Source organism: Rhizobium sp. BK376, assembly GCF_004341625.1.
GTDB lineage: Bacteria > Pseudomonadota > Alphaproteobacteria > Rhizobiales > Rhizobiaceae > Rhizobium.
On record NZ_SLZG01000010.1, the window covers coordinates 57,068 to 73,259 of the forward strand.

Sequence of the window (16,192 nt, forward strand, 5' to 3'; positions counted from 1 at the left end):
CACCCCATTCACGAAATCAAGATCGCGACGACAAGGCACCCTCCGTGCCCGATTTCCCATGCCCGTTTCACGCCATACACAGAAAAGCAGCCCTCGGCCTGATATGCTCATTGACTCATTATACCAGTTGGCTATAGTCGTGGAAAATCATACTCCAAGGGAGGAAAAATGACTTCCATTGCACTCTTCGGCGCCGGCGGAAAAATGGGCTACCGGCTTGCCAAGAACTTGAAGGGCTCGCGCTTCGACGTGCGTCATGTCGAAGTAAGCGACGCCGGCAAGGCCCGGCTTCAAAATGATCTTGGCCTTTCCTGCATCAGCGCCGACGACGCGCTTTCAGGCGCCGATGTCGTCATCCTGGCTGTGCCGGACACGGCGATCGGCAAGGTCGCAGCGGGCATCTCCGACAAGCTCAAGGCCGGGACGATGGTGATTGCGCTCGACGCCGCCGCTCCTTTCGCCGGTCACCTGCCGAAGCGCGACGACCTCACCTATTTCGTCACCCACCCCTGCCATCCCCCTATTTTCAATGATGAAACGGACATGCAGGCGAAGAATGACCACTTCGGTGGCCTCTTTGCTAAGCAACACATCGTCTCGGCCCTGATGCAGGGGCCGGACAGCGCCTACGCCGTCGGCGAGGAAATCGCCAAGACGATCTGGGCGCCGGTGATGCGCTCGCATCGCGTCACGGTCGAGCAGATGGCGATGCTGGAACCGGGCCTTTCGGAGACCGTCGCCGCCTCGCTGCTCGTCGTCATGAAACAGGCCATGGACGAATGCGTCGCTCGCGGCGTTCCGGAAGAAGCCGCACGCGACTTCCTCCTTGGCCATATGAACGTGCTTGGCGCCGTCATCTTCGGCCAGGTCCAGGGCGTGTTCTCGGATGCCTGCAACAAGGCAATCGAGTTCGGCATCCCTGCGCTGATGCGTGACGACTGGAAGAAAGTATTCGAACCCAAGGAGATCGCTGACAGCATTCAGCGCATCACCTGATTGATCGGGAGGGCATCACGCCCTCCCTCTCTTCGGCTCCGCCGGGAACGGGGCTGATCTTTAACCCGGGAGGACCTAATGAAACTACACCGTACGCTTACCGTTGCTGCGTTTGCCGGCGTTCTCGCGCTCGGGACCGCGATGCCCGCCTTTTCCGCGGACCTGATCGCGATCATCACGCCCGCTCACGACAATCCATTCTTCAAGGCTGAAGCCGAAGGCGCTGAAGCCAAGGCCAAGGAGCTCGGTTACGACGTTCTCAGCGTCTCGCATGACGACGACGCCAACAAGCAGTCTGAACTGATCGATACCGCCATCGGCCGGGGCGCCAAGGCGATCATCCTCGACAATGCCGGCGCCGACGCAACGGTCGCAGCCATCAAGAAGGCCAAGGACGCGGGCATCCCCTCGTTCCTGATCGACCGTGAAGTCAACACGACAGGCGTCGCCGTTGCCCAGATCGTTTCCAACAACTACCAGGGTGCCCAGCTCGGCGCGACGGAGTTCGTCAAACTGATGGGCGAGAAGGGCAATTATGTCGAGCTCGTCGGCAAGGAGTCGGACACCAATGCCGGCATCCGCTCGCAGGGCTATCATGACGTCATCGACGACTATCCTGATCTGAAGAGCGTTGCCAAGCAGTCCGCCAACTGGAGCCAGACGGAAGCCTATTCGAAGATGGAAACCATCCTCCAGGCAAATCCGAATATCCAGGGCGTTATTTCCGGCAACGACACGATGGCCATGGGCGCGATCGCCGCCCTGCAGGCAGCCGGCCGCAAGGACGTGATCGTCGTCGGCTTCGACGGTTCGAACGACGTTCGCGACTCGATCAAGGCAGGCGGCATCAAGGCGACCGTGCTGCAGCCGGCCTATGCGCAGGCTCAGTTGGCCGTCACCCAGGCTGACGCCTACATCAAGACCAAGGCCGCTCCGAAGGAAGAAAAGCAGCTGATGGATTGCGTCCTGATCACGGGCGACAATGCCGGCAAGCTCGAAACCTTCGCGCTGACGAACTGATCACAACGGCCAGAAACCGTACGGAGAGCAAGCATGCTTGCTCTCCGTTGCCCTATGGGTCAAAGCCTCAAGAATGCAGGGTGGAGTGCATGGGAAAGATGAGGACGAAAGGAGCTGCGCTCCTTCTCATACTGGCAGCGGCAGCCTTGCCCGGCTGCAAGATCGTCAAGACGCCGACGGCCGAGGAAAAGGCTGCGGCTGCGGCCAAGACTGCATTCAACCCCGCCGAAAAGGTCGACGCCATCTGGCAAACGCAGGCGTTGCCTTCGATCGACAAGCGCGCCGGCGACCTCAAGGATGTACTGACTGCCATCGCGGCCAACCCCGACGATGCGGGAGCCAAATTCGGTCATCGCGACAAGCAGAGCGGCAACTCGCCCTGGACCTATATTGCGAAATTCCAGGGTAAGATCATCGCGGCAGATACACAATCGCGCGCAGCAACGATCGACGTCGATAGCGATGGGGACGGCAAGGCCGATGCGAAGGTGCAGATCGGCCCCGCACTGCGCGGCACGGCGCTGCGTGACAGCCTGGATTTCGTCAACTTCAACGAATTCAAGAACCAGATCGAATGGGCACAATTCGGCAAGGCCTTCAACGAGAAGGTCAACGCCACGATCCTCCAGCCGCTGCCCCGTGACGGCCTGATCGGCAAGACCGCCTCCGCAACAGGCGCGTTCCCGCTGCCCTCCTCGGGACAGCTGCCCCTGGTCACCCCAGCGACCATCTCCATAGGACAATAGCCATGGCCGAGGATGTAAAAGACGCCATCATCCTGCGCCTTGAAGAGGTCTCCAAGGTCTATTCGGGCATCGTCGCCGTCAAGCGCGCCAATCTCGAATTGCGGCGCGGCGCAGTCAATGTTCTGGTCGGCGAAAACGGTGCCGGCAAATCGACCCTCATGAAGATCATCGCCGGCGTGGAACGGCCGACGCTCGGGCGCATCATCCTCGATGGCAAGCCCGTCTCCTTCGATAGCCCGGCCGATGCAACGGCGCACGGCATCGGCATGATCTTCCAGGAGCTTAATCTCTTTTCGAATCTTACAGTCGCAGAGAACATCTTCGCGACCCGGGAGATCACGCGCGGCGTATTCGGCATCGATCACAAGGCGCAGGTCCGCAAGGCCAACGAATTCCTGATGAAGCTCGATGCAGGCATCAATGCCGAAAGCATGATAGAGGACTTGCCGATCGGCCAGCAACAACTCGTCGAGATCGCCAAGGCGATTTCGCTGAATGCACGCATCCTGATCATGGACGAACCGACCTCCGCGCTTTCGGCCGCCGAGGTCGACATCCTCTTCAAGGTCATCGCCGAGCTCAAGGCACAGGGCGTTGCGATCGTCTATATTTCCCATCGTCTCGAAGAGTTGATGCGGATCGGCGACTACATCACCGTGTTGCGCGACGGCCAGATCACCGGCCAGGCTATGGTTCGGGATATCGATACGAAATGGATCGTCCGCTCGATGATCGGCTCCGACGCCAAGGATTTCGCCCGGGGTGAGGGCCATGTCATCGGTAACGAAGCCTTTCGCGCCGAGGATATCAGTCTGCCGCGACGGACCGGCGGGCTTTCCGTCGATCACGTCTCGCTGTCGGTTCGCTCCGGCGAGATTCTCGGCATTTATGGCCTGATGGGCGCCGGCCGCAGCGAATTCTTCGAATGCGTCATGGGGCGGCACATGCACTCCACAGGCCGCATCTTCATCGACGGCAAGGAAGTCCGCGCTCGTGACACGACCCGCAGGATCAAGCGTGGCCTTGCACTCATCCCCGAGGATCGGCAGCGCGAAGGGCTGGTGCAGGTTCTCTCGATCGCCAGCAACCTGACCCTGGCGAGCCTCGGGCGCTTCGTCCGCTTCTTCCACATCCGGGCTGGAGAGGAGAGGAAGGCGATCGACGAGATGATCCGCGACCTTTCGATCAAGGCGCCCAATCCCGATTTCGAGGTCACCTCCATGTCGGGCGGCAATCAGCAAAAAGTGGTTATCGGCAAGGCCTTGATGACAGGGCCTAAGGTTCTCCTGATGGATGAACCCAGCCGCGGGATCGATGTCGGCGCGAAGGCCGACGTCTTCCGCACCATGCGCCGGCTTGCCGGCCAGGGTCTCGCCATTCTGTTTTCAACCTCCGACCTCGAAGAGGTCTTGGCTCTTTCGGATCGCATTGCCGTCCTGAGCAATGGACAACTCGTCGCCATCTTCGATCGGAAGGACGCGACCGAGGATGCGATCATTGCAGCTTCGGCCAAGGGACACGGACACACAGGGAAACTCGCATCATGACGGCGGATACTTCTTCCACTTTTGCAGCCAAGCGGTCGAACGGCTCCGTGCTTCTGACGCTGATGAAGCTCAGAACCTTCATCGCCCTCTTTGCCGTCATTATCTTCTTTGCGTTTGCCGCGCCGAATTTCACCTCGACGGCCAACGTTATCCTGATGTCGAAGCATGTGGCGCTGAACGCCTTCCTCGCCATGGGGATGACCTTCGTCATCATCACCGGCGGGATCGACCTCTCGGTGGGCTCTATCGTTGGCCTCTGCGGCATGGTCGCCGGCGGCCTGATCCTGAATGGTGTAGATTTACCAATCGGTTACACCATCTACTTCAATCTCTTTGAGATCATCCTGATTACGCTTTCGGTCGGTCTGGCCATCGGATTGATCAACGGCCTGCTGATCACTAAGCTCAACGTCGCGCCCTTCATCGCCACACTGGGCACGCTCTATATCGCCCGCGGCCTGGCACTGTTGTCTTCCGACGGGCAGACCTTCCCCAATCTGACCGGCCGGCAGGAATATGCGACAACAGGCTTCGACATATTCGGTGCGGGACGCATCCTCGGCCTGCCGGTGTCCATCTGGATCCTGATCGTACTGGCGCTCCTGGCTGCCTATTTTTCGCGATCGACGCCGATCGGACGGCACATCTTTGCGGTTGGCGGCAATGAACGTGCTGCCCGCATGTCGGGCATCCGCGTGGATCTGGTGAAGATCCTGGTCTACATGTTCTCCGGGCTTTGCGCGGCCATTGTCGGCATCGTCGTCTCTTCGGAACTGATGGCAGCGCATCCGGCAACCGGGGAAAGCTTCGAGCTCAACGCGATCGCCGCAGCCGTTCTCGGCGGCACCTCCATGTCCGGCGGGCGCGGCACGATCGGCGGCACGATCATCGGCGCCTTTGTCATCGGCATTCTTTCGGACGGACTTGTCATGATGGGCGTCTCCTCCTTCTGGCAGATGGTCATCAAGGGGCTGGTCATCATCATCGCTGTCGTCGTCGACCAGGCACAACGCCGGCTGCAGCAGCGCGTCACACTCATGCAGATGGCAAAGGCAGGCTAAGACATGATGGAACTACGCGGCGCCCTGATCGGCTGTGGCTTCTTCGCCATCAACCAGATGCATGGATGGAACGACGTCAGTGGAGCCAAGATCGTGGCAATCTGCGACCGCGATCCGGAACGGCTGCGCATCGTCGGCGACCAGTTCGGCATCGAACGGCGTTATACCGATGCCGGCGCGCTTTTTGCCGATGGTGGTTTCGATTTCGTCGATATTGCGACAACGGTCGGCAGCCATCGCGCGCTGGTCGAAATGGCCGCTGCCCATAAGGTTCCGGCCATTTGCCAGAAACCCTTTGCGAAGACGCTCAGCGACGCCAAGGCGATGGTGAAGGCGTGCCGCGATGCCGGCGTGCCGTTGATGGTGCACGAGAATTTTCGCTGGCAGACGCCGATCCAGGCGGTGCGCGCGGTCCTCGACAGCGGTGTCATCGGGACGCCCTTCTGGGGCCGGCTGTCCTTCCGGTCGGGCTATGACGTGTTCTCCGGCCAGCCCTATCTTGCCGAGGGCGAGCGCTTCATCATCGAGGATCTCGGCATCCACACGCTCGATATCGCCCGCTTCCTGCTCGGCGACGTCAAGTCGCTCACGGCAAGGACAAAGCGCGTCAACCCGCGCATTAGGGGCGAGGACGTCGCCACCATTCTTCTCGATCACGAGAGCGGCGTGACCTCCATCGTCGACGTCAGCTACGCGACCAAGCTTTCGACTGAGCCGTTTCCGGAGACGCTTGTCGAGATCGACGGCAGCGAAGGCACGATCCGGCTGTCACAAGGCTACCGGCTCGAGGTCACCAACGGCGTTGGCACGGAAATCAAGGACGTCTCGCCAAAACTTCTATCCTGGGCATCGCGCCCCTGGCACAATATTCAAGAGAGCGTTTACGCCATCCAGCAGCATTGGACCGATAGATTGGCATCCCGCGAAGAGACCTCAACATCGGGCGCCGACAATCTGAAGACCTTTGCGCTGGTCGAGGCTGCCTATGAGAGCGCGGCGACCGGAAAGACGGTAGATCTTGGAGCTTTGTTGGGATGACCGAAGACGAGGTCCGACGCCAAAATTTCAATCTCTACGGCACCGAGAAGATTGATGCACCGCCGGTTCGGCTGGTGGCTGGACCTCTCAGTGTGGATTTGACTGGCGGCAACCTGCGCAGTATCGCGTTCGAAGACGTTGAGGTCCTGCGAGGGATTGCCTTTCTCGTTCGCGATTGCGATTGGGGCACCTACGATCCGTTGATAAGCGATCTCGCGATCGATCGGCACGAGCACGGTTTCGACATCGGCTATACCGCGACCTGCGCCGGTCCCGGCAACTCCAGCCTCACCATCAAGGCAAAGATCCTGGGAGATAGGGCCGGACGTCTTGTCTTTGAGGCGGAGGTTACCTCGCCGACCGGTTTCGAGACCAATCGCTGCGGCTTCTGCATCCTCCATCCCATTGTCGGGATCGCCGGTACGCCGGTTACCGTCGAACATGTCTCCGGCCGGATCGAGCATACGGAACTCCCCGATCTGATCGAGCCGTGGCAGCCTTTCAAGGACATGCGTGCCATCGCTCATACCGTCATGCCGGATGTGACGGCGGAATGCCGGATGGAGGGCGACACCTTCGAAATGGAAGATCAGCGCAACTGGTCGGACGCCTCCTACAAAACCTATGTGAGGCCCCTCGCCCTGCCCTGGCCCTATCAGATTGCCGCCGATGAGCCGGTCAGACAGCGCATCACGTTGACCGTCCACGACAGACGAAGCACAAAGCCGAAGGCAATTACGGGACAAGGCGGCACCTCGGTGTGGCTGTCTCGCGGCAGCGCGGGCGGCAACATGCCCAGCATTGCTCTGATCGTGACGCCGGAAGAAGCCAAAGCGACACTCCAGGCACATACGACGCTGTCAGAAATAGGCCCGCAGGAACTGCTCTTCCATTTCGATCCTCTCGCCGGACATGGCGCGGCAGCGTTTTCCGACTTTGCCGCGATTCTGGAACGGCATCTGGGCGTATCCACTCTCGAGATCGCGGTTCCCTGCAAAAGACCTCTCTACGAGGAGGTGAGCGAAATTGCAGGCATGATGCAGAAGGCGGGCTTTCATCCTGATGCGATCGTCGTCTCGCCATCGGTCGATCGCCAGTCGACGCCGCCCGGAAGCATCTGGCCGGAATGCCCGCCACTGGAGGACGTTTACGCGGCGGCGCGGCGCGCCTTTCCGGGGACCCGGCTGGGTGGCGGCATGGTGAGCTATTTTACCGAACTCAACCGCAAGCGCGTGCCTGCTGAAACGCTCGATTTTATCACGCACTGTACCAATCCGATCGTTCACGCGGCCGACGATCTGAGCGTCATGCAGACGCTGGAGGCATTGCCATTCATCACGCGCTCGGTGCGCGGCATCTATGGCGACCGCCCCTATCGCATCGGCCCCTCGACCATTGCGATGCGGCAAAATCCCTATGGGAGCCGCACCATGGACAATCCCGATGGCAATCGCATTCCGATGGCCAACGTCGATCCTCGCCATAACGGTCTTTTTGCCGCGGCCTTCGCGCTCGGCTATGCAGCGCGTGTCATCCCGGCCGAACTTGAACTCCTGACCCTGTCATCCCTGACGGGCTCCTTTGGCCTGATCGCCGGGGTTGGCGAACCTGTCATGCCGAGCGGCCGGCGACCACTCTTCCACGTCGTCCAGAATCTGGCGAAAGTGGCCGGTGCTAAATGGACGGAATGCGTCTCCTCCGATCCGGCTAAAGTTCAGGCAATCGCCATAGGCGGCCAGAATGACGTCGGCCGGCTCTGGTTGGCCAATCTCACGGCGGAGAGGCAGCAGGTTGATGTCTCGGAAATGAACCCGCAATTCGCGACCATCACCCTGCATAGTAGTCGCGACATGGAGGGAGAGCGGCTCGATTGTGCCGGTGGACGCGTCGATCTGCCGCCCTTCGCGGTCGCATTCGTCGAAGCAGCCGGTTGACCTTTTTCCAGTGCGTGACAAATGTAGGCTCGCGCAATGACTGGGAGAATTATCTTGAAAACCAAGAAGATTATCAACGAAGGCGGTGCAGCCGTCGACGAAATGCTCGAAGGCATTTTGGCCGCGCACCCCGATCATATCTACACGGTGGCAGGGTCCCCGCGCGCGATCGTTGCAAAGCATGGCCCTCGTCAGGGCAAGGTCGGACTGGTCATTGGCGGCGGATCCGGCCACGAACCCACATTCCTCGGTTTCGTGGGCAAGGGTTTGGCGGATGCTGCTGCCGTCGGAAACGTGTTTGCGTCCCCGCCGCCTGATCCGATCATCGAATGCGCCAAGGCTGTGAACGGTGGCGCAGGCGTTCTTTTCATGTACGGCAACTATGCCGGCGATGTCATGAATTTCGATATGGCGGCCGAGATGCTTGCCATGGATGACATCGAGGTTCGAACCGTCCTGACGACAGATGACGTTGCCTCTGCACCGCGCGATCAGCGCGAGAGCCGGCGTGGCGTGGCGGGCAATGTGTTCATCTTCAAAGCCGCCGGTGCCGCCTGCGACCGCATGCTCTCCTTCGACGAGGTCGAGCGCGTTGCGAGAAAGGCCAATGATCGCGTCTTCTCGATGGGCGTCGCGCTTTCTCCCTGCTCACTGCCGCAGACCCGGAAGCCGAATTTCTCGATCGGCGAAGACGAGATGGAGATCGGCATGGGCATCCATGGCGAACCCGGTATTGCGCGCGGCCCTTTGAAATCGGCCGATGCCATCACCGATGAGCTGATGGACAAGATTCTCGATGAGATGCAAGCGCAGAGGGGGGACCGCGTCGCGGTGCTCGTCAACTCCCTCGGCTCAACGCCGATGATGGAACTCTACATCATGATGCGGCGTATCAAGCAGCGCCTGGATGCAGAAGGGCTCGCTATCCATTCCAGCCTGGTCGGGAACTATTGCACCTCGCTGGAGATGGCCGGCGCCTCCATCACTCTGATGCATCTTGATGATGAATTGCAGGCCTTGATCGACCATCCCTGTGATTGTGCCATGTTTCGTGTCGCATGAGGTCTTCCATGAGCGAAGTAACAGCGCAGAGATTGGCCGATCTGTTTGCAGCCATCGCGCAGACCATGGAGCGCGAGAAGGAGCGTCTCTGCGAACTCGACGGCGTCATCGGTGACGCGGATCACGGTATTGCCATGGAGCTCGGCTGTTCCGCAGCGGCCAGGGCAGTCGAACAGCCCGATATCGCGTCGAGCGATCCGACGACGGTCTTCAACACCGCGGCCAAATCCTTCCTGAATGCCGTCGGCGCGTCATCCGGGCCGCTCTATGCCACAGCCTTCATGCGGGCCGGCGCGGCTGTCAAAGGCAAGACGGTCTTGAGCGATGGTGACATGGCGGACGCCTTCGCTGCCATGGCCAAGGGTATTCAGGATCGGGGCAAGGCGGAACCCGGCGAGAAAACCATGGTGGACGCCTGGGCGCCCGCAGCAAAAGCCTGGTCGCAAGAGCACGCTGCGGGTGCGCCGCTGGCCGTATGCCTCTCCGCCGCAACAGAAGCAGCAAGGGCTGGTGCGGAGTCGACCAAAGCAATGGTCGCCTCAAAGGGGCGCTCGGCGCGGCTCGGCGACAGGTCGCTCGGACATATGGACCCTGGTGCTGCTTCGGCGGTCTGCATCATTGAAACGATGGCGAAGGTGTTGGGAAACGGCGGTTAATCGCAAGCCCGGGATAGGTTCATTCCCGACACATAATCCATTTAAATCAACATGTTGTTGACGTTTATTCAGCCCTGCCGTCACGAATCTGGGCGAAATAGCCATCCTTGCCGACCTGGCCGCCCTTCAATGCAATCTGCAGCCCGTTGGTCGCGGCATGATTACCATGCGCGGTGCAGAGCGGTGAGCCCGGTGTCTGCGGCAATGGTAAAAGCGTCGTCAGAGCCTGGATATGAAGCTCCTTCAGCGCGTGGCTCGACGTGTCACCGCCGGCAATGACGGCGCGTTTCAGCCCCTCTGCTTCGACCAGCCGACGCAACATCGTCCCGAGGAGGCTTCCCAGCCGATGGCGGGCACCGGCGATTTTGTCGATGCTGCTGCCGAGGTCGGCCGAAGGACCGAGCGCCGTATAGAGAATGGTGCTCCGCCCCTCTTTCAGACTGCGCAATCCGGCGGCGACGGCCTGCTCGATCGCCTCATTGCCATCCTCGCCCAGCAGGGCCAGCGGATCGACGGCAATGCCGTCAAAGCCATTTTCCGTCGCATGCCGAATTTGTCGCTCCGTCGTTGGCGACACGCTGCCGGAAACAACTGCGAGACGATCCACCTTGCCGGGCGATAAAAATTCCGTTGGACCATTCATCAGGCCTTCGGACCGCCAGGCGTTCAGCAGCGCATATTCAACCCCAGACGATCCGGCGACAAACGAGCCGCCTGCCCGGCGCGACCGCCAGACATGGTGCCCTGCCCGCTCCTGCGATTGAGCGCTGTCGACATCGAAGAGAACAATGCCCTGTCCGGCAAGCAACGCGTCAATACGCTCGCCGGACTCTCCCTCCGCAAGCATTGCCAGATCGGCAACCCCTGTCGGAAGCGATGTCTGCGCGGCCAGATGCAGCGAAAGATCCGATTCCTTCATCGGTGTAACCGGATGGCGGCTCATGACGGGGTGGCGATCGATGCGATAGACCTGGCCCTGGTAGGCCGCGAACAGGTGGCCGAAGGCGGTGTAGCGCTTCAGCTGTGGTGCTCCGACGATCAGGGGCACGATCTTTTGACCGAACACCACGCTGCCGATCTCGGTCGCCTTGCCGATATTGCCGATCCCAGGGCTCGAGTCGAAGGTCGAGCAGACCTTGTAATGGCAGAGAGCGGCATCAAGCGTTTTAAGCCAAGTAAAGACGGGCGTCAGATGCTCTTCCATCCACACAGGCGTCTCGCTGCGGCTGGTGCCGGCAATACCGATTGCCCTGCAATCGGAGAACCGCGCCAACAGTGCATCATCCGGAATATCCATGAAGAGCACTGTCGGCACGCCATTTGCGGCCAGGGCCTCCATCACATCCGTCGAACCGGTGAAATCATCGCCATAGTAGCTGAGCAGGAGATTGCGAGAGGCCATGGTCGTCATGCGTCCTTGCCGTCACCGAACTTGGCGATAGAGGCGGCAAGCTCCGGGTGATCCTTGGCGTAAATATCGAGCGGAATATCCCGAACAGCTGCCTCCCAAGCCTGCTGCACCGCATGAACACCAGCAGCCGGACCGCCGGGATGGCTGACGATGCCGCCACCGCAGAGATAGAGGAGATCCGTCGTGCGGCCTGTGCGCTGATAAGTTTCCGGCGCCTGGCCGCCCCACTGGCCGGAGCCGGCAACCGGCAGCGGGCAATCGGATGGCTCAAAGAGCGGCGTGCTGACCGCCCTAAAGGATTCGACGAAACTCTCGTCCGGCTCCCAATATTTGACGCGAATGCCATTGATCTGGAACTGGTCGACGCCGATCAGCCGCCAGAACTGCTGCCAGACCTTGAAATCCATGCCGATGCCGGGATGCCGTGTCAGCACGTCCCAGCCGTTGCGATGCGCATGCAGAACCAAACCTGAGCGCTTGCGCAGGAACGTCACCCCGCCCATGCCGATCGAGTTGATGTTGACGACCGCGCAATTGCCTCCAGCTTTCAGAACCAGATCGTGGTTGCGCATCATCTCATCGGGGTCGGCATGCGAAATGCCGAACGCATACATCACTTTCTTGCCGGTCTTCTGCTCGTGATCGAGAATCAGCGGCATGATCGCCTCGACCCTCTCTTTGAGCGGAGAATAGGCGGGGCTCATCAGCTTCTCGTCGTCCTTGATGAAGTCGACGCCGGAGGCCACCAATTCACCGACCAGTTCTGCCGTCTCATGGGGCCTCAGCCCAAGTGCCGGCTTCACGATCGTCCCGATGATCGGCCGATCCTGGACGCCGGTCAGCCGCCGGCTCCCGGAAATGCCGAATTGGGGACCGGGGTGCGCGGCGCCAAAGGCGTCCGGCAATTTCATGTTGATAATTCGGACGCCCGTCATGCCCTTGATGGAATAGACGCCGCCAATCGCAATCGTCATCAGCGCCGATAGATCAGTCCCGATCGCGTCGAGCGGGAAGGCGATGTCGGCGTCGGCGCGGTGCACAACGGCAGCCGACGTCTCAGGCCAGCTTGGGGCAGGTGCATCCTGTAGCGGCCGTATCGCGGTGACCCGCGCGGCGACACGGGCCTTCAACTCCTCCGTCTCGCCGGGCACTGCAACGAAGGTTCCTGTCGACTGATCGCTGGCAATCTTTGCCGCCATCGCCTCCACGCTTCCCGGCGTTTCTATGCGATATGTCAGCGTGATCATCATTGGAAATTTCTCCCCGAGCCATCAATCGAGATGGCACTCATCGAGCAACTGGTATAATGAGTATTCCATATTCTGCAACAGAAACCTTGCGACTTGCACCACCAACACGAAGTTTTGCTGGAAAGCCCCGAACCACGACTTTCACAGCCGGGATGGAAAGGTGCATAAGGGAGCGGAGACCGTGAGCGGGGACAAATGAGTCAGCAAACAGAACAGATCGTCCGTCGAAAGCTGTCCGACGAGGTCTTCGCGCGCCTGAAGCGCATGATCACGTCAGGCGAGTTGGAGCCCGGCGACGAGATGCCGTCCGAGCGCGAACTTATGGAACGCTTCGGCGTCGGACGACCGGCCATCCGCGAGGCAATGCAGGCTTTGGCGAATATGGGGCTCGTGGTGATCTCGCATGGCGAGCGCGCCAAGGTTCTGGAGGTCACGGCCCGCTCCATACTCCAGCAGGTCGATCAGACCGCCAAGATTATGCTGTCGAAGTCCTCGGACTCGCTCGAGCATCTGAAGAGCGCCCGTATTTTCTTCGAACGCGGCATGGCACGCGAAGCGGCAGGCCGGGCAACCGACGGCGATATTGCCGATCTGCAAGCGATCCTCGAGGAGCAGCGCGATTCACTGGGCAAGGCCGAGGAATTCATTTCGGCCGATATGCGCTTTCACATGCGCATAGCCCAGATCTCCGGCAACCCGATCTTCGTCGCGGTCAGCGAGGCGATGCTTGCCTGGCTGAAGGAATACCATACCGATATGCTGATCTGGACCGGCAAGGAGAAATTCACGCTCGCCGAGCATGAGGAAATTATCCATTGCCTCGCCGATCATGATGCCGATGCCGCGGAGCAGGCCGTCTTGAAACATCTGGAGCGATCACGGGCTCTTTATACCAACAGGGCTTCTTGAGACGCGACCGGTGTCCGGAAACAGGCGTTGGAAGGCCATATTCATGCTCAAGGACGGCAGTCGCCAAGAGCTGCAGACTCCTGAAACGTAACTGTCGAGCTTCCCGATTCCCGCATAGCGCATGGCTGCCTTGCAAACAAATGCCTACAACGTGAGCAAAAGTCCTGTATGTTCATAGTCATCGAAGCGATGCACCTCCTCCCGCATCCCTTCGAATTGCAAACGTCCTACTCCTCCTCCCAGGGGCGTTTGCGGGAACAGCAACACTCCTCCTCCCAGTTGCTGTTCGGTTTTTCAGGAAAAGCCTGCCGCACCTCCTCCCGCGGCAGGCTTTTTCGTTTGCGCAGTGCTCTGCGAGCTGAGCAGTGGCAGAACGAAGCGCGCGACCAGCAAGTTTTCAATTCAGTGGATGCGTTTCTGTCTCAAGGATGGAATAAAGGCACGCGCCTGAAACCATAACCGGAGACTTTTATGACAAAAACGCCCCGACGTCCTACCAACCCGCTCGATGCCGCCGAGGCGCTTTTCAAGCAGCAGAAGAAGGTTTCTGCCCCGGCTATCGAGCGCCCCGCGCTGCCGAACACCAAGGAGCTCGTATCCCTAAGGATCGACAGCGACATACTCGCCTATTTTCAGGAAGATGGTCCAGGCTGGCAGGACCGGATCAACGACACCCTTAGGCTCGCCATGAAAGACAAGGGCTAAGCTACTGATCTTGCGAAGACTTGTGGCTTAGTCTTGCCGCGGATCGAGCGCGTCGTTGAGGCCGTCGCCAAGAAGGTTGAAGCCCATGACCAGCAGGATGATCGCAACGCCCGGCCAGATCGGCATCCACGGCGCCTGGGTAAGAAACTGCCGCGCCACGTCGAGCATCGTCCCCCAGGAGGGCGCCGGCGGACGCTGGCCAAGCCCCAGGAAGGCAAGGCTTGCCTCGGCCAATACGGCAGTCGCCATGGTGATGGTCGACTGCACGACGACAGGCGCAAGGATGTTCGGCAGAACGTAGACGGCCATGATCTTGGTGTTCGAAAGACCGAGAAGTCGGGCGGCGGCAATATAGTCCTCGGTCTTCACGGTCATGACCTGCCCACGCGTCAGGCGAACGAAGATCGGCATTGCCGATATGCCGATCGCGATCATCGCATTCTGCAGGCTCGCCCCCAGGAACGCGGCAAAGGCGATCGCCAGCACCAGGAAGGGGCATGAGAGCAGCGCATCGGTGCAGCGCGAAATCGCAACATCGACCCATCCCCCGAAATAGCCTGAGATGAGCCCGAGCGGTACGCCGATGACGATCGCAATCGCCACCGAGACGATACCGACCAGGAGCGATGCGCGTGCACCGAAAATCACGCGGGAGAGGATGTCGCGACCGAGGTCGTCGGTTCCGAACCAGTGCACCGCGGAAGGAGCTTGCCGGATCGCGAGCCAGTTGGAAGCGTTCGGATCGAAGGGAGCAATCATCGGCGCGAAGATGGCTACCAGGACGAAAAAGAGAACGATGCCGCCGCCAATGATCGCACTTGGATGGCTGAGGCAACGTAGTAATGTCGACTTGCGATGGCCGGAAGCAGCGGGAGTGGCAAGGGTGGTTTCAGTCGAACTCATCCGCGCAACCTCGGGCTCAGAATGACATAGGCGATATCGGCAAGCAGGTTCATCAACAGGAACATGGCGGCGGAGCAAAGGACAACTGCCTGGACAACGGCATAGTCGCGACCGAAGACGCCATCGACCACCATCTTGCCGAAGCCGGGAATGCCAAACACCTGTTCGGTAAGGACAGCGCCGGAAAGCAGCTCGCCCAGCTGCAGCGTACTCATCGTCACAACAGGGATAAGGCCGTTCCGCAGCACGTGTCGGATCACGACGATGCGCTCCTTCAGACCCTTTGCTCGAGCGGTGCGGACATAATCTTGTCTCAGCGTCGTCAGCATTGAGCTGCGGGTATGGCGCATGACGATGGCGGACGCAGCGGTTCCCAGCACGAGTGCCGGCATCAGGATATAGCGCAGATTATCCAGCGGGGAATCGAAGAAGTTGACGTAGCCACCGGACGGCAGCCAGCCAAGCATCACGGCAAAAACCAGAATGAGCATGATTCCGAGCCAGAAGCTTGGAACGGAAAGACCTGCAAGACCGATGATGCTGACGCCATAGTCAATCGGCGTTCCCCGCTTCAGCGCAGCAATCACGCCAGCCGGTATGCCGATGACAACGGCGATGATCATCGCCAGGACCGAGAGCTCTATCGTGACCGGCAGCTTTTCGACGATCATTTCGCCGATCGATAGCTTGGTGCGGATCGACGTTCCGAAATCGCCCTGCAGGATGCCCCACAGCCAGTGTACGAACTGAATGTAGATGGGTTGATCCAGCATGTATTTGTGCCGCAGGAAGTCGATGACGGCAGGGTCTCGCTCCTCACCCGCAAGCGCGATGGCGGGGTCGCCGGGAAGCAGCTTCAGCAGGCAGAACACCAGGATGGACACCAAAAGCAATGTCGGAATGGCGACCGCCAGACGGCGCAGAATATAAAGAAACATGGTCTTCTCTCGAAAG

Annotated in this window: 16 protein-coding genes; 12 read left to right on the forward strand and 4 right to left on the reverse strand. The window is 60.1% G+C overall.

The window, feature by feature from the left end; all coding sequences use genetic code 11:
- Positions 1–168: 168 nt before the first annotated feature.
- The 9 genes from EV561_RS21920 (at position 169) to dhaL (ending at position 10,060) form a co-directional block, all read left to right on the forward strand.
- Positions 169–996 (forward strand): phosphogluconate dehydrogenase C-terminal domain-containing protein, encoded by an 828-nt coding sequence (locus EV561_RS21920; protein WP_132524446.1) that lies wholly within the window; start codon positions 169–171, stop codon positions 994–996.
- Positions 997–1,074: 78 nt separating this feature from the next.
- The gene (locus EV561_RS21925; RefSeq protein WP_132524447.1) at positions 1,075–2,016 is read left to right on the forward strand and encodes a D-ribose ABC transporter substrate-binding protein; all 942 of its coding nucleotides are present in this window, start codon (positions 1,075–1,077) and stop codon (positions 2,014–2,016) included.
- Between the two features lie 89 nt (positions 2,017–2,105).
- Positions 2,106–2,762, forward strand: coding sequence for a DUF2291 domain-containing protein (locus tag EV561_RS21930; protein ID WP_132524448.1), 657 nt, complete (start codon positions 2,106–2,108; stop codon positions 2,760–2,762).
- A 2-nt stretch (positions 2,763–2,764) separates the two neighbouring features.
- A complete protein-coding gene (locus EV561_RS21935; RefSeq protein ID WP_132524449.1) occupies positions 2,765–4,309 on the forward strand; it encodes a sugar ABC transporter ATP-binding protein in 1,545 nt (514 codons plus the stop codon).
- A complete protein-coding gene (locus tag EV561_RS21940; RefSeq protein ID WP_132524450.1) occupies positions 4,306–5,370 on the forward strand; it encodes an ABC transporter permease in 1,065 nt (354 codons plus the stop codon). Before EV561_RS21935 ends, EV561_RS21940 begins: the two co-directional genes overlap by 4 nt.
- Before the next feature lie 3 nt (positions 5,371–5,373).
- Positions 5,374–6,408 (forward strand): Gfo/Idh/MocA family oxidoreductase, encoded by a 1,035-nt coding sequence (locus EV561_RS21945; protein ID WP_132524451.1) that lies wholly within the window; start codon positions 5,374–5,376, stop codon positions 6,406–6,408.
- The gene (locus EV561_RS21950; protein WP_132524452.1) at positions 6,405–8,342 is read left to right on the forward strand and encodes a hypothetical protein; all 1,938 of its coding nucleotides are present in this window, start codon (positions 6,405–6,407) and stop codon (positions 8,340–8,342) included. Before EV561_RS21945 ends, EV561_RS21950 begins: the two co-directional genes overlap by 4 nt.
- Positions 8,343–8,396: 54 nt before the next feature.
- Positions 8,397–9,404: a dihydroxyacetone kinase subunit DhaK gene (locus EV561_RS21955; protein ID WP_132524453.1), complete on the forward strand. Its 1,008-nt coding sequence runs from the start codon at positions 8,397–8,399 to the stop codon at positions 9,402–9,404.
- Between the two features lie 8 nt (positions 9,405–9,412).
- A complete protein-coding gene (gene dhaL, locus EV561_RS21960; RefSeq protein ID WP_132524454.1) occupies positions 9,413–10,060 on the forward strand; it encodes a dihydroxyacetone kinase subunit DhaL in 648 nt (215 codons plus the stop codon).
- Between the two features lie 64 nt (positions 10,061–10,124).
- On the opposite strand, the gene EV561_RS21965 is transcribed toward dhaL, so the two are convergent.
- Complete coding sequence (locus EV561_RS21965; protein WP_245512822.1) at positions 10,125–11,471, reverse strand: four-carbon acid sugar kinase family protein; 1,347 nt, start codon at positions 11,469–11,471, stop codon at positions 10,125–10,127.
- On the reverse strand, positions 11,468–12,721 hold the full coding sequence (gene oiaX / locus EV561_RS21970) for a 3-oxo-isoapionate-4-phosphate decarboxylase OiaX (protein ID WP_132524455.1): 1,254 nt from the start codon (positions 12,719–12,721) through the stop codon (positions 11,468–11,470). Before oiaX ends, EV561_RS21965 begins: the two co-directional genes overlap by 4 nt.
- A 195-nt stretch (positions 12,722–12,916) precedes the next feature.
- Here oiaX and EV561_RS21975 point away from each other — a divergent pair, with 195 nt between their 5' ends.
- The 3 genes from EV561_RS21975 (at position 12,917) to EV561_RS21980 (ending at position 14,335) form a co-directional block, all read left to right on the forward strand.
- A complete protein-coding gene (locus EV561_RS21975) occupies positions 12,917–13,630 on the forward strand; it encodes a transcriptional regulator NanR (protein WP_132524456.1) in 714 nt (237 codons plus the stop codon).
- 168 nt (positions 13,631–13,798) lie between these two features.
- Positions 13,799–14,089, forward strand: a complete 291-nt coding sequence (locus EV561_RS37265) for a hypothetical protein (protein ID WP_165927878.1) — start codon at positions 13,799–13,801, stop codon at positions 14,087–14,089.
- Positions 14,090–14,101: 12 nt separating this feature from the next.
- Positions 14,102–14,335: a BrnA antitoxin family protein gene (locus EV561_RS21980; protein WP_132524457.1), complete on the forward strand. Its 234-nt coding sequence runs from the start codon at positions 14,102–14,104 to the stop codon at positions 14,333–14,335.
- 27 nt (positions 14,336–14,362) lie between these two features.
- Here the strand turns inward: EV561_RS21980 and EV561_RS21985 are convergent, their stop codons facing one another.
- Both EV561_RS21985 and EV561_RS21990 read right to left on the reverse strand, forming a co-directional pair.
- Positions 14,363–15,238, reverse strand: coding sequence for an ABC transporter permease (locus EV561_RS21985; RefSeq protein ID WP_132524458.1), 876 nt, complete (start codon positions 15,236–15,238; stop codon positions 14,363–14,365).
- Positions 15,235–16,176, reverse strand: coding sequence for an ABC transporter permease (locus tag EV561_RS21990; protein WP_132524459.1), 942 nt, complete (start codon positions 16,174–16,176; stop codon positions 15,235–15,237). The genes EV561_RS21985 and EV561_RS21990 overlap by 4 nt, the downstream gene beginning before the upstream one ends.
- Positions 16,177–16,192 lie beyond the last annotated feature (16 nt).

What these genes read in the sequence shown, in the direction of transcription:
- dhaL (WP_132524454.1), top strand. Translation starts at nt 9,413, where the DNA reads ATGAGCGAAGTAACAGCGCAGAGATTGGCCGATCTGTTTGCAGCCATC.
- EV561_RS21920 (WP_132524446.1), top strand. Translation starts at nt 169, where the DNA reads ATGACTTCCATTGCACTCTTCGGCGCCGGCGGAAAAATGGGCTACCGG.
- EV561_RS21980 (WP_132524457.1), top strand. Translation starts at nt 14,102, where the DNA reads ATGACAAAAACGCCCCGACGTCCTACCAACCCGCTCGATGCCGCCGAG.
- EV561_RS21930 (WP_132524448.1), top strand. Translation starts at nt 2,106, where the DNA reads ATGGGAAAGATGAGGACGAAAGGAGCTGCGCTCCTTCTCATACTGGCA.
- EV561_RS21965 (WP_245512822.1), bottom strand. Translation starts at nt 11,471, where the DNA reads ATGACGACCATGGCCTCTCGCAATCTCCTGCTCAGCTACTATGGCGAT.
- EV561_RS21935 (WP_132524449.1), top strand. Translation starts at nt 2,765, where the DNA reads ATGGCCGAGGATGTAAAAGACGCCATCATCCTGCGCCTTGAAGAGGTC.
- EV561_RS21945 (WP_132524451.1), top strand. Translation starts at nt 5,374, where the DNA reads ATGATGGAACTACGCGGCGCCCTGATCGGCTGTGGCTTCTTCGCCATC.
- oiaX (WP_132524455.1), bottom strand. Translation starts at nt 12,721, where the DNA reads ATGATGATCACGCTGACATATCGCATAGAAACGCCGGGAAGCGTGGAG.
- EV561_RS37265 (WP_165927878.1), top strand. Translation starts at nt 13,799, where the DNA reads ATGTTCATAGTCATCGAAGCGATGCACCTCCTCCCGCATCCCTTCGAA.
- EV561_RS21985 (WP_132524458.1), bottom strand. Translation starts at nt 15,238, where the DNA reads ATGAGTTCGACTGAAACCACCCTTGCCACTCCCGCTGCTTCCGGCCAT.
- EV561_RS21975 (WP_132524456.1), top strand. Translation starts at nt 12,917, where the DNA reads ATGAGTCAGCAAACAGAACAGATCGTCCGTCGAAAGCTGTCCGACGAG.
- EV561_RS21950 (WP_132524452.1), top strand. Translation starts at nt 6,405, where the DNA reads ATGACCGAAGACGAGGTCCGACGCCAAAATTTCAATCTCTACGGCACC.
- EV561_RS21990 (WP_132524459.1), bottom strand. Translation starts at nt 16,176, where the DNA reads ATGTTTCTTTATATTCTGCGCCGTCTGGCGGTCGCCATTCCGACATTG.
- EV561_RS21940 (WP_132524450.1), top strand. Translation starts at nt 4,306, where the DNA reads ATGACGGCGGATACTTCTTCCACTTTTGCAGCCAAGCGGTCGAACGGC.
- EV561_RS21925 (WP_132524447.1), top strand. Translation starts at nt 1,075, where the DNA reads ATGAAACTACACCGTACGCTTACCGTTGCTGCGTTTGCCGGCGTTCTC.